Genomic DNA, 14271 nt, shown 5'->3' with positions numbered 1-14271 from the left:
GTGTTCACCGGGATCGTCGAAGAGGTGGGCACCGTCGTCGTCCGCGAGGAGCAGTCGGACTCCGCAGTGCTCCGGATCCGCGCGCAGCGGGTGCTGGAGGACGTGGAGCTCGGCGACTCGATCGCCGTCAACGGCGTGTGCCTCACCGTGACCGCGGTCGACGGCGACGTCTGGAGCACCGACGTCATGGCCGAGACCTTGATCCGCAGCAGCCTGGGGTCCGCCGCCGAGGGCGCCCCGGTGAACCTCGAGCGTGCCGTCACGCCGCACACCCGCCTGGGCGGGCACCTCATGCAGGGCCACGTCGACGGCGTCGGCCGGATCCTGGGCCGCACACCCGGTGAGCACTGGGAGGTCGTGCGCGTCGCGCTGCCCCAGGAGCTCGCCCGCTACGTCGTCGAGAAGGGCTCCATCGCCGTCGACGGCGTCTCGCTCACCGTGAGCGCCGTGAGCGCCGCCGATGTGCCCGAGCCCTGGTTCGAGGTCAGCCTCATCCCCACCACCCTCCGCGAGACCACGCTCGGTGCGCGCGCCCCGGGGGAGACCGTCAACCTGGAGGTCGACGTGATCGCCAAGTACGTGGAGCGTCTGCTGGGAGGACGGCGATGAACGAGAGCCCCCTGGCGCGCCTGGACACCATCGAGACCGCGATCGCCGCGATCAAGAGCGGCAGGCCGGTCGTCGTCATCGACGACGAGGACCGCGAGAACGAGGGCGACCTGATCTTCGCCTCCGAGCTCGCCACCCCGGAACTCGTGGCGTTCATGGTCCGCTACACGTCCGGCTACATCTGCGTGGCCGTCACGGAGGCCGACGCCGACCGGCTCGACCTGCCGCCGATGTTCCGCGTCAACCAGGACCGCCACGGCACCGCGTACACGGTGACGGTCGACGCGCGCGAGGGCATCACGACGGGCATCTCGGCCTCCGACCGGGCGACCACCATCCGGACGCTCGCCGCGGCCGACAGCACCGCCCAGGACCTGAGCCGCCCCGGCCACATCGTGCCGCTGCGCGCCAAGGACGGCGGCGTGCTGCGGCGGCCTGGACACACCGAGGCGGCCGTCGACCTCGCGGTGCTCGCGGGGCTGCGACCGTCGGGCGTGCTGTGCGAGATCGTCAGCGAGAAGGACCCGATCGGCATGGCCCGCGGCGAGGAGCTCCGGGTCTTCGCCGACGAGCACGACCTGGTGATGGTCTCCATCGCCGACCTCATCGCCTACCGGAAGCGCTTCGACAAGCTGGTCGAGCGGGTCGCTGAGGCCACCGTCCCGCTGACCGCCGGCACGTTCACCGCCGTGGGGTACTCCAGCTCCTACGACGACCGCGAGCACGTGGCCTTCGTCTACGGCGACATCGGCGACGGCGACGACGTGCTGGTCCGGGTGCACTCCGAGTGCCTCACCGGCGACGTGTTCGGCTCGCTGCGCTGCGACTGCGGCCCTCAGCTGCAGGCCGCGCTCGCCGCCGTGGCCCAGGAGGGCCGCGGCATCGTGCTCTACATCCGCGGGCACGAGGGCCGGGGGATCGGCCTCCTGCACAAGCTGCAGGCCTACCAGCTGCAGGACCGGGGCGTGGACACCGTCGATGCCAACCTCGACCTCGGCCTGCCCGCCGACGCCCGCGACTACGGCACCGGCGCGCAGATCCTGGTCGACCTCGGCGTGCACACGATGCGGCTGCTGACCAACAACCCGGCCAAGCGCGCCGGCCTGGAGGGCTACGGACTCCGCGTGCTCGGGCGGGTGCCGCTGCCCAGCACCGTCACGGCGGAGAACCTCAGCTACCTGCGGACCAAGCGCGACCGGATGGGTCACCTGCTCGACATCATCGAGCCCGAGACGGAGGCAGGCCCCGCCGACACCCCCGGCGAGCCCGCCCACGCCGACCCGATCCCGGCGAACGTTCCCCTGCGCGTCGACGAGCAGCCGTCGTGAGCGGATCAGGGGCACCAGTCGTCGAGCCGGTCGACGCGACCGGGCTGACCCTGGGCGTCGTGGCCACGACGTGGCACGCGGAGATCACCGACCAGCTGCTGGCCCGTGCCGTCGAGGCGGCGAAGGCCAGTGGCGTGCCAGATCCGACGGTCGTCCGCGCACCGGGGGCCGTCGAGCTGCCGGTCGTCGCCCAGGCGCTGGCCGAGCGGCACGACGCCGTCGTCGCGCTGGGGGTCGTCGTCCGCGGGGGGACGCCGCACTTCGAGTACGTCTGCGACGCGGTCACCGCCGGTCTCACGCGGGTGGCTCTCGATGCCGGCAGGCCCGTCGGCAACGGCGTCCTCACCTGTGACACCGAGGAGCAGGCACGGGACCGGGCCGGGCTGCCCGGCTCGGCCGAGGACAAGGGCTGGGAGGCCGCCATCGCCGCGCTCGCCACGGCACTGACCCTGCGTGAGGTGCGTGCCCCCCAGCGGACGACGGGGTTCACCGCCGCGCCGGTCCGGGGAGGCCGATCGTGAAGACCTTCGACGAGCTGTTCGCCGAGCTGTCGGCGAAGGTGGCCGCCGCCGACCCGACGTCGGGCACCGTGCAGGCGGTGCGCGACGGTGTGCACGCCGCCGGCAAGAAGGTCGTGGAGGAGGCGTCCGAGTCCTGGATGGCCGCCGAGCACGAGACGAACGAGCGGACGGCGGAGGAGATCAGCCAGCTCCTCTATCGGGTGCAGGTCCTCATGCTGACCCGGGGCCTGACGCTGGACGACGTCTACGCTCACCTCTGATCCCGATCACCCGCTGAAAGGTTCCCGCTCGTGCTGCGCATCGCCGTGCCCAACAAGGGCGTCCTGAGCGAACCCGCGGCCGAGATGCTCGCCGAGAGCGGCTACCGCCAGCGGCGCAGCACCAAGGACCTCGCGGTCTACGACCCGGACAACGACACCGAGTTCTTCTACCTCCGCCCGCGCGACATCGCCGTCTACGTCGCGGCGGGCACGCTGGACGTGGGCATCACCGGTCGCGACATGCTGCTGGAGACCGCGCCCGACGACGGCGAGGGACCGGCTGCGGTCGAGGTCATGTCGCTGGGCTTCGGCCGGTCCTCCTTCCGGTTCGCCGCACCGGTGGAGTCGGGCATCGAGCAGGTGGAGCAGCTCGCCGGCAAGCGGATCGCCACCGCCTACCCGGTGCTCCTGCGGCGCTTTCTCGAGGAGTCGGGGATCAAGGCCGACGTGGTGAAGCTGGACGGCGCGGTCGAGACCGCCTGCCGCCTGGGTGTGGCCGACGCCGTGTGCGACGTCGTCGAGACGGGGACGACGTTGCGTGCCGCCGGGCTGCACATCATCGGCGAGCCCGTCCTCACCAGCGAGGCCATCCTGGTCCGCCGCGAGGGGGCGGAGGAGATCCCGGCCGTCGCCCAGCTGCGGCGCCGCCTCAAGGGTGTCCTCGTCGCCCGCCAGTACGTGATGCTCGACTACGACTGCCCCGACGAGATCCTGGCGGAGGCCACCGCGATCACGCCCGGGATCGAGGGCCCCACGGTGAGCCCGCTGCAGCGGGCCGGCTGGTCGGCGGTCCGCGCGATGGTGACGCAGGCCGACACGAACCGGGTCATGGACGAGCTCTGGGAGCTGGGCGCCCGCGCCATCCTGGTCACGAGCATCCACGCGTCCCGCGTCTGATGACGGACACCATGCGCCGGTCGCTCGTCCTCGCCCTCGCGTCGATGGCCCTCCTGGGTGCCTGTGCCTCGCCGTCCGGTGACGACGGCGCCACGGGACCCACCGCCTCCAGCGCACCGACCGTGGGTGCGGGCGACGCAGCGGCGGGCGGCGGAATCTCCCAGGCCGACTACGACCTGCAGGTGACCGTCGATCGCGGGGACGGCACACCGCCCGAGGAGTGGACGCTCACCTGCGTGGGATTCGTGGAGGGCAGCCACCCGGAGGCCGAGGCCGCGTGCACGCACCTGACCTCGCTTGAGGACCCGTTCGCGCCGCTGCCCGAGGACGTGTTCTGCACCCAGCAGTTCGGCGGCCCGCAGACCGCGCACGTGATCGGCCGGTGGGGCGGGGAGCCGGTCGACGTCCAGCTCTCCCGGACCAACGGATGCCTGATCTCGCAGTGGGACAGCCTCGGGCCGCTGTTGCCCGTTCCCGTCGGCTGATCCCCTGTCGCCCGGATCTCAGCGGGGGCGGGTGGTCCGTTCCACCAGATCGATGGCGGTGGACAGACCGAGGGCGAGCGCGCGGCCGCTGGTGGAACCGGTCGACAGCAGGCCGGCGACTGCCGGTGCCAGCGGACGCTCGCCGACGAGAGCGTGGAGGACGGCCGCGTACTCCACGCTGACCCGGCCGCACGCGGCGTGCCGCAGCAGGGCACGGGACAGCTCGGTGGTGCGACCGGCCGCCAGGGCGTAGACGCCCGCGGCGAACCGCTCGGCCGATGGGTGGCCGAGCAGGACCAGCCCGGCGATCGTCCCGGCCATCACGTCGTCGCCGGCCGGGGTCAGACCGGGCCCGAGGCCGATGAGCCGGGTCGCGGTGCGCAGGGCGGCGTCGAGGTCGGCGCGCCGGACGGCGCCGCGGAGGGCGGCCAGCGGGCCGCCCGGCCCGACCGGCAGGCCGGGGAGCGTGAAGGCGCTGTGCGGGACGCCCTCGCCGTAGAGGGCGTTGCGCAGCTGGCGCACACCCTCGGGGAGCAGCGCGGGTCGCAGGCTCGGCAGCTTGGGCCGCGGGTTCCACCAGGCGGCGGCGCTCACCGCGAGATCGCCCACGACGATGCGGCCACCGCCGACCTCGGCAGGCGCTCCGGCCGGCAGGGCGACGAGCGGCCGGCCGTTGCTCGGGCGGAACAGCACGCAGCCCAACGGGAGCCGTGCGGCGTCACTGGTCATCACGCCCACGACGTCGCCCCCGCGGTCGTTGGGGACGTGGACGTAGACGGCGGCCGGCAGGCTCAGGAGCACCCGGGCCGGGCGGACCGGCCCGCGCAGCAGCTCGGCGATGCCGGTGCTCGCAGCGGCCGGCACCGCGGTAGCCGCCCGCGCCGGCCTGGCGGTGCGTGCCGCCGCCTGGGCCGAGTCGCGAGGAAGGGGAATCGTGGGGACCCCGGCGCGCGCGGCGCGACCGCGCTGCGATGCGTCCGTCGAGGGGCGGCTGCCCGGGGCAGTGGTCTCGTCGATCGTGCGCATGGTGCCACCCTTCGGCGGAGGGGCGACGGGAGGCGCCCAGTACCCCCCGCCCGGCTCGATCCACTCCGACCGCAGGAGAGGGTGGGTGGTCGCCCGGGTGCGGCGACGGCCTACCATCCAGCGAACGGGGTCGATCGGGTCTCGAACCTATGCGGCGCGTCGCACGCCGTCTCATGGCGGAAGTCGCCAAGAATGGACCCCGGCGTCCGGGGACTCCTGACAGGCTCATGCGGTGTGGCAACCTGGACCGCGACAAGAGGGGGATGCGTCGTGACCCAGGGTGATCCTTCACTCCTAGCGCCAACGCACCGTGATGGATCCATCCCTTTCCGGCGTAATTGGGCTGTCGACGAGTCGCGGGTCGAGATCCCGCGGGACGACCGCACCAGCTGGCAGGAACGGATGGGCCTCACGGTCGAGGAGGCCTTGCAGCTCCCCGGGCTCGCCGGTACCTCGGTCGCCGCGGGCGGCTCGGGGCTCGGGCGCGTGGTCCGGCACATGGTCGTCGACGACCCGGCCAACCCGCTCTCGGCGGCCGGCCCGGACGTGCTCGTCGTCCTCGGTGCCCGGCTGCCACCTGCCGACCCCGCGAACTACCGCGCGCTCGTCGAGCGACTGGACTCGATGGGCACCGCGGCGCTGGCCTTCCGTCGGACCGAGGGGCCGGCGCCCGTGCCGGGTGAGGTCCTCGCCGAGGCCGAGCGCAGGGGGCTGCCGGTCCTCGCGCTGCCCGGCGGGATCCGCCTCGACGAGATCGTGTCCGAGGTCCTGGGCGCCGTCGTCAGCAAGCAGAGCCAGGCGCTGGCGCTCACCTCGCGCATGGACGACGAGTTCATGGAGGTCGCCCTCACCGGCGGCGGGCTCGCCGAGGTCACCCAGCGGCTGGCCGTCATGCTTGAGGGAACCGCCGTCCTCGGCCTGGGGCCGGACCGCGAGGTCGTCACCAGCGCCGGGCCGCGGGACGACGTGGCGGAGATCAGCGACTGGTTGTGGCTGCTCGACGCCGCGGCCGACGACGCCCTGGCCGAGCTGACCCCGTCCCGTCGGCTGTCCGGCGTCCGGGCGGACCAGACGGTGGTCACCCCGGCCGACCTGGACGCCGACCTCTCGCCGGCCGACGGCATCCTGCTCGTTCCCGGCCACCACCAGCTGCCCGGCGGGGTGGGGGAGTACGCCGTCGCGCCGATCATGGCCGGTGACCAGCGGCACGGCTGGCTGGTGGCCGTGCACCGGACCGGCGCCATGATGCTCGGCGCCGGTGGCGTGCTGGAGCGGGCCGCCGTCATCGCGGCGCTCTCGGTGATCCGGCTGCAGGCGGTGCACTCCGTCGAGCTGCGCTTCCAGGGTGACCTCGTCCGCAGGCTGGTCGGCGGGTCGGTCGGGCACACCGAGCGCACCCTGGCCTACACGCGGTCCTTCGGCTGGCGGCTCGACGGACCGGTCGCGGTGCTGGTCACCGCCACCGAGACCGTCGCCGACGCCGCGGCCGACCCGACGCGGGCCCTCGACGTGCTGGACCGGCTCGCCGACGGCTGGCGCGCCGCGCTGGAGCCCGAGGTGGCCGGTGCGGCGGTCGCCGGCCTGGCCACCGAGATCGTGACCCTGCTGCCGCTGGACGGCCGCACCCCGGAGGAGCTGTCCGGGCTGGTCTCCGCCGTCACCTCGCGGGTCAACGGCCGGCTGCGCCGGGTGGGCCGGGTGCTCGGCACCGGGATCGGCCGGCCGGCGAACTCGCTGTCCGCGCTGCAGGAGGCCCACCGCCAGGCGCAGCGGGCCCTCGGCGTGGGGCAGGAGATCCACGGCGGCTCCGCGGTGACGCACTTCGACCAGCTGGGCGTCTTCCGGCTGCTGTCGCTGATCCCGGACAGCACCGAGCTGCGGACCTACGTCGACGAGGTGCTCGGCCCGCTGGCCGACGCGGCCGACGCCGACTCCGCCGATCTGCGCGACACGTTGCGGGTGCTGCTGGAGACCAACCTGAACGTCGCCGAGTCAGCCCGACGGCTGCACTTCCACTACAACACCATGCGCTACCGGATCGGGAAGCTCGAGCGCCTGCTCGGGCCGTTCACCACCGACCCGACGCTGCGGCTGAACCTGCTGCTGGCCCTGCACGCGGCCCGCATGCGCGGCCTGGACCAGCCGCACCGGCCGCCGGTCGACGCCGGGATGGTCCTGTCGCCGGACGAGGGCCTGGACGCGCTCCTCTGAGCGGCCCCGCCGCGGACGCCGTCGCCGCGCTCGTGGCCCGGATGGAGGCGCTGCTCGCCCCGCTGGAGGCCGACCGCGACCCGGCTCGCTTCTTCCTCGGCACCTACCTGCGCACGACGCGGGCGGTCGGGGTGGCGCTGGCCAGGGGCCGGTTCGAGGACCCGGCCTGGGTCACCGCGTGGGACGTCGACTTCGCGCGGTTCTACCTCGACGCGCTCGAGGCCTACCGGACGTCGCCGGACGCGGTCGCCGATCCCTGGCGGCTGGCCTTCGGTGCGAGACCCGGGCTGCCGCCCGAGGCGCACGTCCTGCTGGGGATGAACGCGCACATCAATTACGACCTGCCGCAGTCCCTGATCGCGGTGATCCCGGCCGAGCACTTCGGCTCGCCGTCCCTCCTGGACCGCCGGCGGCGCGACCACGAGCGGATCGACGACGTCCTGGCCGCCCGTGTCGGCGAGGAGGACGTCGCGCTCCAGCGGGTGGGCGGCCGCCGGACGCCGCTGGACCGCCTGCTCGCGCCGGTCAACCGCGGCGCCAGCCGTGTCTTCCTGCGCGAGTCGCGCCGGAAGGTGTGGGCCAGCACGCACGCGCTGCACGCGGCACGGACGGAGGGAGCAGCGGCCTACGCGGTCCGGCTCGCCGACCTGGAGGCGGTGAGCGCCGAGCGCGTCGCCGATCTGCTCCGCCCGGGGCCGGTGCTGGTCAGACTGGCGCTGCACGGGTTCGGCGTCACCCTCGACTGAACCTGCGGGCGTGCCGGGCCGCCGAGCGGGGCAGGGTAGGAGCGCCGCACCCGGCGGCGCCCCGAGGAGGATCGCGTGACCGAGACCGTCCGTCCACCCGCCGAGCGCCCTCTGACCGGCAAGGTCGCCCTGGTGACCGGCGCGTCCTCCGGCATCGGCGAGGCCACCGCCGCGGCGCTGACCGCCGCAGGCGCCGCCGTGGCGATCGGGGCCCGGCGGAAGGACCGTCTGGACGACCTCTCCGTGCGACTGCGTGACGGGGGCGGCACGGTGCTGCAACTGGATCTCGACGTCACCGACGAGCAGGCCTGCGCGGACGCCGTCCGCCGCACTCGCGAGGAGCTCGGTGGGCTCGACGTCCTCGTCAACAACGCAGGCGTGATGCTGCTCGGCACGATCCGCGGCGCCGACACCGAGGAGTGGCGCCGGATGGTGAACACCAATGTCCTCGGCCTGATGTACATGACCCACGCGGCGATCGAGGGCATGGTCGAGCAGGGCTCCGGCGACATCGTGAACATCTCCAGCGTCGCCGGGAGAACGGCGCGCAAGGGCGCCGGTGTCTACAACGCCAGCAAGTGGGCGGTGAACGCCTTCAGCGAGTCACTGCGCCAGGAGGTGACGGGCCGGGGCGTGCGGATCGGCCTGGTCGAGCCGGGAGCGGTCACCACCGAGCTCAACAGCCACATCACGCACCCCGGCGCGCGGGCCGCCTCGGAGGCCATGCACGCCAGCATGCGGGTGCTGCAGGCCGATGACATCGCCCGCGCCGTCGTCTACCTGGTCACCCAGCCGTCGCACGTCGCGGTCAACGAGGTGCTGATCCGGCCCACGGATCAGGAGCGCTGAGCCGCCGGACGCCGTCCTCCCTCACCTCATGGGGTCCTCCCGCACCGTCGACGGCGAGGGAGGACCCTCGGTGATCGAGCCTGTCGCACAAAGCGCGCCTGATTGATGATCATCCTGGGCGGCGGGAGACTGGGGTATGCCGCAGAACTTCATCCGCGGGGATGTCGATCAGGGGTTCCTGCTGCCGCCGGATGTGCGGGATTGGCTGCCCGACGGGGAGCTGGCCTGGACGGTCAAGGATGCGGTGGACTCGTTCGACCTGTCGGGGTTCAAGCGCTCGTATCGGGCCAACGGGCAGGGCGCGGCGGCGTTCGACCCGGCGCTGATGGTGGCGGTGCTGCTGTACGCGCACGCGGTCGGGGTGCGCTCGTCGCGGGCGATCGAGCGGCACTGTGTCCGCGATGTGGCGTTCCGGGTGCTGGCCGGCAATCGGGTGCCCGATCACGCCACGATCGCCCGGTTCGTCACGCGTCACCGCCAGCCGCTGCAGGAGCTGTTCGCGCAGGTGCTGCGGGTGTGTCACGAGGCCGGGATGGTGCGGCTGGGCGTGATCGCGGTGGACGGGACGAAGATCGCCGCGAACGCCTCCTGGTCGAAGAACCACACCTCGGCGTCGCTGGCCCACCAGGTCGCCGAGGAGCAGGCCCGCTACGACCAGCTGGCCGCCGAGCTGCTCGACGAACAGACGCGCATCGACGCGGCCGAGGACGCCGAACACGGCGACGACCGCGGGGATGAGCTGCCACCGCCGCTGCGCCGGCGGGCCGAGCGGTTGGCTCGACTGAAGGAGGCCAAGCAGCGCCTGGACGACGAGCAGGCCGCGGCCGTGGCCGAGCAGGAGGTGAGGAAGGCCGAGTGGCAGCGCCGCAAGGACGCCGGCACCCGCCGCGGCGCCCAACCGGGCGAGCATCCACCGGGCCGCAATCCGGACAAGGACAAGCCGCCGCGGGCCAACGCCACCGATCCGGACTCGCGGACGATGCGGGGCGGGCGGGGGCTGGTGCAGGGCTACAACGCCCAGGCCGCGGTCACCGAAGACCAGCTCATCGTCGGCCAGACGCTGACCCAGGCGGCCACCGACGCCCATCAGCTGTTTCCCGTCCTCGATGACGCCGCCGAGCAGCTGAACCAGGCCGGCATCGAGGAGACGCCCGACACCTGGGTCGCCGACGCCGGCTACGCCAACGAGGAGACCTTCACCGAGGCCGAGACCCGCGGCCTGCGCCTGCTGGCCCCGATGATCAGCGACGAACGCCGCGCCGCCGGCGAGGACCCCGCCGGGGACAAACCGCTGACCTCCCGCCCGGCCACCGCCCGCGCCCAGGACAGGCTGCGCACCCCCGAAGGCACGGAGAAATACGCCCTCCGAGGACGCACGGTCGAACCGGTCTTCGGCCAGATCAAAGACCGGCAGGGACTACGCCAGCTCCTCCGCCGCGGCCTGCAGAACGCCAAGACCGAGTGGTCGCTGGCCTGCACCGTGCACAACCTGCGCAAGATCCACGCCCACCGGCTGGCCACCGCCTGATCCGGGGGCGGCCGGCACCGCCGACAGCGCTGACCGGGCCACTATCCCCGCTCCCGACCACCATCAACCGGCGCCCGCCCCCCGACTCACAGCGCAACATCACCCAGCGATGCACCGCGGCGGCTCATCCGCCACCGTTCGCGCGACAGGCTCGATCAGGGCACCTGATCATCGAGGGGCACCTCAGTCGTGGAAGACCTCGATGGAGGCGCCCATCTCGACCAGCCGCTCGTAGAGCTGCTCGTAGCCGCGGGCGATGATGTCGACGTTGCGCAGGACCGACGTCCCCTTGGCCGCCAGCATGGCGAGCAGGATGACCACCGCGGGACGCAGGGCCGGCGGGCAGATGACCTCGGCGCTCGACCAGCGGGTCGGACCGTTCACCAGGACCCGGTGCGGGTCCATGAGGCGGACGTCGGCGCCGAGGCGCGTCAGGTCCGACAGGTGGATGGCCCGGTTGTCGTAGACCCAGTCGTGGATCAGCGTCGAGCCGCTCGCCTGCGCCGCGATGACGGCGAAGAATGGCAGGTTGTCGATGTTGAGGCCGGGGAACGGCATCGGATGGATCTTGTCGATCGGCGCGTGCAGCACCGACGGCGAGATGGTGATGTCGGCCAGCCGGGTGTGGCCGTTGTCGGCCAGATACTCGGCGGAGAGCTCGAACTGCAGGCCCATCTCGGCCAGCACGGCCAGCTCGATCTCCAGGAAGTCGATCGGCGCTCGCTGGACGGTCAGCTCCGAGCCGGTCACGATGCCGGCGGTCAGCAGGCTCATCGCCTCGACCGGGTCCTCGCTGATCGTGTAGTCGACGTCGGCGTCGAGCACCGGCTTGCCGTGCACGACGAGCGTCGTCGTCCCGAGGCCCTCGATGCCGACGCCGAGCAGCTCCAGGTACAGGCAGAGGTCCTGGACCATGTAGTTGGAGCTGGCGTTGCGGATGACGGTCGTGCCGTCGGTGCGGGCCGCGGCGAGCAGGGCGTTCTCGGTGACCGTGTCGCCGCGCTCGGTCAGCACGATCGCCCGGGCCGGCGCGCCGGTGTGCTGCACGGTCGCGTGGTACTCCCCGGCCCGCGCCTCCACCTCGAGGCCGAACGGGCGCAGCGCGATCATGTGCGGCTGGACGGTGCGCGTGCCGAGGTCGCAGCCACCGGCGTAGGGCAGCTCGAAGGTCTGCGCGCGGTGCAGCAACGGCCCCAGGAACATGATGATGCTGCGGGTCCGCCGGGCGGCGTCGGCATCGATGGCGGCCAGGTCGAGCTCGTCGGGGACGACGAGGGTGAGGTCGTGACCCGCGGCGTCCCAGGTCGCCGAGACGCCGATGGAGCGCAGCACGTCGAGGAGGCGCTCCACCTCGACGATGCGGGCGACGTTGCGCAGCGTCGTCCGGCCGCGGTTCAGCAGCGAGGCGCAGAGCAGGGCGACGGCGGCGTTCTTGGACGACTTCACCGCGACGCTGCCGCGCAGCGGGTGGCCTCCGGCGACGCGGAGGTGGGTGGGGCCGGTCGGTCCGAGGCTGATGAGTTCGCTCTCCAGCGCCGCGGACAGCCGGCCCAGCAGCTCGAGGGTGAGGTTCTGGTTGCCCTGCTCGATCCGGGCGACGGCGCTCTGGCTCGTGCCCAGGCGCTCCGCGAGCTGCTGCTGGGTGAGGCCCCGGTGGCGGCGGGCGTCGCGGACGAGGGAACCGATCCGCGTCATTGCGGTATCGGTCGGAGCGTCGGTGAGTGTCACGGTTGCCCACGTTATCTCTCGTGTGAGATAGAGCTCGGCAGCGACCCGCTGACGGCGCCGCCCCGCCAGACTGCAACCCATGGACGTTCTGGTGACCGGCGGGACCGGGCGACTCGGGCAGCGGCTGATCGGACCCCTCCAGGAGGCCGGGCACTCGGTGCGGCAGATGTCGCGCCGGGGCACGGGGCCCGGCGGCGTGCGCGGGGACCTCGCGACCGGCTTCGACCTGGCGACGGCGCTGGCCGGTGCCGAGGTCGTCGTGCACGCGGCGAGCGACCGGGGGGACGCGTGGCAGGTCGACGTCGCCGGCACCCGCCGCCTGGTGGAGGCGCTCGACCGCGACCGGCTCCGGCACCTGCTCTACGTGTCGATCGTCGGGGTGGACCGGATCCCGTACGGCTACTACCGCGCGAAGTTCGCCGCCGAGCAGGTGCTGCTCGCCTCCGGCCTGCCGGTGACGCTGCTGCGGGTCACCCAGTTCCACCATCTCGTGGACGTCCTGCTCGACGGCGCCCGCCGCGGCCCGGTCCTCCCGGTGCCGATGGGCTGGCGGGTGCAACCCGTCGACGTCGGCGAGGTCGCGCAGCACGTCGTCGACGTCGTGGGCCGGCCGCCGACGGGGGGCGTCGTCGAGTACGGCGGTCCCGAGGACCTCTCGGCCGCCGACCTGGCCCGCGCGTGGGCGGTGGCCCGGGCCCCCGGGACGCACGTCGTCGCGACCCCGCTGCCCGGGAAGCTAGGGGCCGCGTTCCGGGACGGTGCGGCGGTGCCCACCGGTGGCGAACGGGGACGGCGGACGTACGGGCAGCACCTGCACGGCTGAGCCCACCGCGTCGTCCCTGCCAGTTCCCGCAGCGGGACGGACCGAGCGGGAGCGGAGTCCGATAACCGCCGGAAACCGTCGCACCCGCCGCCTACTGTCCGTCCGTGACCATCCAAGTCCCCCTCCGCGCCGGGCCCGCGGCGTCGCCCGACGGCCGGACGATCGCCGCCCTGGTCGTCACCCTCCTCGCCTGGGCGTCGGCCTTCGTCGCCATCCGCGGAGTGGGCCAGGACCTCTCCCCGGGGGCACTCGCGCTGGGCCGCCTGCTGATCGGCACGGCGGTGCTGGGCCTGCTCATGGTGGGTCGCGGCTGGGTTCGTCCGCAGGGCCGGGAGTGGGGCCTGCTGGCCGTCTGCGGCATCGGCTGGTTCGGGGTCTACAACGTGGCGCTCAACGCCGCCGAGCAGCACCTGGATGCGGGCACGACCGCGATGCTGGTCAACATCGGACCGATCCTGATCGCGGTGTTCGCCGGGCTGCTGCTCGGCGAGGGCTTTCCCCGCTGGCTGATCGCCGGCATCACCGTCGCCTTCGCCGGCGTCGTCCTCATCGGCGTCGCCACCCGCAGCGCGGAGACCGATCTCGTGGGCGTGCTGCTCTGCGTGGTGGCCGCGGTCACCTACGCCGCCGGGGTGGTGGCGCAGAAGCCGCTGCTGCGCCGACTGCCCGGGCTGCAGGTGACCTTCATGGCCTGCGCCACCGGCGCGGTGTGCTGCCTGCCCTGGGCCGGTGCGCTGGTCGACGACCTGGCGGCGGCACCCGCGGGCTCGGTCCTCGGCATGGTCTACCTGGGTGCGGTGCCCACGGCGCTGGCGTTCAGCACGTGGGCCTACGCACTCCGCCGGATGGATGCCGGCAAGCTCGGCGTGACCACCTACCTCGTCCCGCCGCTGGTGATCCTGCTCGGCTGGCTGCTGCTCGACGAGGTGCCGCCGGCGCTCGCCCTGGTCGGCGGAGCGGTGTGCCTGGCCGGGGTAGCGCTGTCCCGCCGTCGCGACCGCGTGCGGCCCCCGGTGCCCGTGCCGCAGGAGGCACGTCCCATGGTCTGAGCGGCCGGCGGCCGGTCAGCGGATCGTGCTCGGCGTCGATGTCGATCCGGCGGCGTGGCCAAGGGCGACCGCGCTCGTCGGCGGGGATGGCCTGCATCCGTCGCTCCGGCGGCGTGGGGAGGCGGCGGTCATGGGGCGGCCCGTCCAGGCGACCGTTCGGCGGCCGCGCACCGCCTCCGGTGACGAGGACAGGACCGGGACGGGCGCCGGC

14 protein-coding genes are annotated in these 14271 nt (G+C 73.4%); 12 read left to right on the top strand and 2 right to left on the bottom strand.

Features of this window, described 5'->3' with window-relative positions:
• The 6 genes from FHU33_RS13275 to FHU33_RS13250 are packed head-to-tail and all read left to right on the top strand — an operon-like array spanning window position 1 to window position 4100.
• Complete coding sequence (locus FHU33_RS13275) at window positions 1-609, top strand: riboflavin synthase (RefSeq protein ID WP_142025769.1); 609 nt, start codon at window positions 1-3, stop codon at window positions 607-609.
• Window positions 606-1937, top strand: coding sequence for a bifunctional 3,4-dihydroxy-2-butanone-4-phosphate synthase/GTP cyclohydrolase II (locus FHU33_RS13270; protein WP_142025768.1), 1332 nt, complete (start codon window positions 606-608; stop codon window positions 1935-1937). The genes FHU33_RS13275 and FHU33_RS13270 overlap by 4 nt, the downstream gene beginning before the upstream one ends.
• Complete coding sequence (gene ribH / locus FHU33_RS13265; protein WP_142025767.1) at window positions 1934-2458, top strand: 6,7-dimethyl-8-ribityllumazine synthase; 525 nt, start codon at window positions 1934-1936, stop codon at window positions 2456-2458. The genes FHU33_RS13270 and ribH overlap by 4 nt, the downstream gene beginning before the upstream one ends.
• Entirely contained in the window at window positions 2455-2718 is a 264-nt protein-coding gene (locus tag FHU33_RS13260) for a phosphoribosyl-ATP diphosphatase (RefSeq protein ID WP_142025766.1), read from the top strand. Before ribH ends, FHU33_RS13260 begins: the two co-directional genes overlap by 4 nt.
• Before the next feature lie 30 nt (window positions 2719-2748).
• A complete protein-coding gene (hisG, locus tag FHU33_RS13255) occupies window positions 2749-3615 on the top strand; it encodes an ATP phosphoribosyltransferase (protein WP_142025765.1) in 867 nt (288 codons plus the stop codon).
• A gap of 11 nt (window positions 3616-3626) precedes the next feature.
• Window positions 3627-4100 carry an SSI family serine proteinase inhibitor gene (locus FHU33_RS13250; RefSeq protein ID WP_211355122.1) on the top strand — a complete coding sequence of 158 codons (474 nt, stop codon included), beginning with the start codon at window positions 3627-3629 and terminating at the stop codon, window positions 4098-4100.
• An 18-nt stretch (window positions 4101-4118) separates the two neighbouring features.
• Here FHU33_RS13250 and FHU33_RS13245 read toward each other — a convergent pair whose 3' ends face one another.
• Complete coding sequence (locus tag FHU33_RS13245) at window positions 4119-5126, bottom strand: oxamate carbamoyltransferase subunit AllH family protein (protein ID WP_142025764.1); 1008 nt, start codon at window positions 5124-5126, stop codon at window positions 4119-4121.
• A gap of 402 nt (window positions 5127-5528) precedes the next feature.
• Between FHU33_RS13245 and FHU33_RS13240 the strand changes: the two genes are divergently transcribed.
• The 4 genes from FHU33_RS13240 to FHU33_RS13225 all read left to right on the top strand — a co-directional run bounded on the left by FHU33_RS13240 (window position 5529) and on the right by FHU33_RS13225 (window position 10460).
• On the top strand, window positions 5529-7337 hold the full coding sequence (locus FHU33_RS13240; protein WP_142025763.1) for a PucR family transcriptional regulator: 1809 nt from the start codon (window positions 5529-5531) through the stop codon (window positions 7335-7337).
• A 32-nt stretch (window positions 7338-7369) separates the two neighbouring features.
• Window positions 7370-8083 carry a DUF5995 family protein gene (locus tag FHU33_RS13235; protein WP_281281643.1) on the top strand — a complete coding sequence of 238 codons (714 nt, stop codon included), beginning with the start codon at window positions 7370-7372 and terminating at the stop codon, window positions 8081-8083.
• 75 nt (window positions 8084-8158) lie between these two features.
• The gene (locus tag FHU33_RS13230; protein WP_142025762.1) at window positions 8159-8932 is read left to right on the top strand and encodes an SDR family NAD(P)-dependent oxidoreductase; all 774 of its coding nucleotides are present in this window, start codon (window positions 8159-8161) and stop codon (window positions 8930-8932) included.
• A 136-nt stretch (window positions 8933-9068) separates the two neighbouring features.
• Window positions 9069-10460: a transposase gene (locus FHU33_RS13225; protein ID WP_142025713.1), complete on the top strand. Its 1392-nt coding sequence runs from the start codon at window positions 9069-9071 to the stop codon at window positions 10458-10460.
• Window positions 10461-10643: 183 nt separating this feature from the next.
• On the opposite strand, the gene FHU33_RS13220 is transcribed toward FHU33_RS13225, so the two are convergent.
• Window positions 10644-12188: a helix-turn-helix domain-containing protein gene (locus FHU33_RS13220; RefSeq protein ID WP_211355121.1), complete on the bottom strand. Its 1545-nt coding sequence runs from the start codon at window positions 12186-12188 to the stop codon at window positions 10644-10646.
• Window positions 12189-12267: 79 nt separating this feature from the next.
• Here FHU33_RS13220 and FHU33_RS13215 point away from each other — a divergent pair, with 79 nt between their 5' ends.
• Both FHU33_RS13215 and FHU33_RS13210 read left to right on the top strand, forming a co-directional pair.
• Window positions 12268-13011, top strand: coding sequence for an SDR family oxidoreductase (locus FHU33_RS13215; RefSeq protein ID WP_142025761.1), 744 nt, complete (start codon window positions 12268-12270; stop codon window positions 13009-13011).
• A 104-nt stretch (window positions 13012-13115) separates the two neighbouring features.
• Window positions 13116-14060: a DMT family transporter gene (locus FHU33_RS13210; RefSeq protein ID WP_246063586.1), complete on the top strand. Its 945-nt coding sequence runs from the start codon at window positions 13116-13118 to the stop codon at window positions 14058-14060.
• The last annotated feature ends 211 nt before the right edge of the window (window positions 14061-14271 follow it).

Source organism: Blastococcus colisei (assembly GCF_006717095.1).
GTDB classification, from domain to species: domain Bacteria; phylum Actinomycetota; class Actinomycetes; order Mycobacteriales; family Geodermatophilaceae; genus Blastococcus_B; species Blastococcus_B colisei.
The sequence above is the reverse complement of the archived record's forward strand: the minus strand, read 5'-3'. Positions and strand labels throughout refer to the sequence as shown.

Coding starts and splice junctions, on each gene's coding strand:
- FHU33_RS13245 (WP_142025764.1), bottom strand. CDS start 5,126: ATGCGCACGATCGACGAGACCACTGCCCCGGGCAGCCGCCCCTCGACG.
- FHU33_RS13215 (WP_142025761.1), top strand. CDS start 12,268: ATGGACGTTCTGGTGACCGGCGGGACCGGGCGACTCGGGCAGCGGCTG.
- FHU33_RS13225 (WP_142025713.1), top strand. CDS start 9,069: ATGCCGCAGAACTTCATCCGCGGGGATGTCGATCAGGGGTTCCTGCTG.
- FHU33_RS13270 (WP_142025768.1), top strand. CDS start 606: ATGAACGAGAGCCCCCTGGCGCGCCTGGACACCATCGAGACCGCGATC.
- FHU33_RS13250 (WP_211355122.1), top strand. CDS start 3,627: ATGCGCCGGTCGCTCGTCCTCGCCCTCGCGTCGATGGCCCTCCTGGGT.
- FHU33_RS13240 (WP_142025763.1), top strand. CDS start 5,529: ATGGGCCTCACGGTCGAGGAGGCCTTGCAGCTCCCCGGGCTCGCCGGT.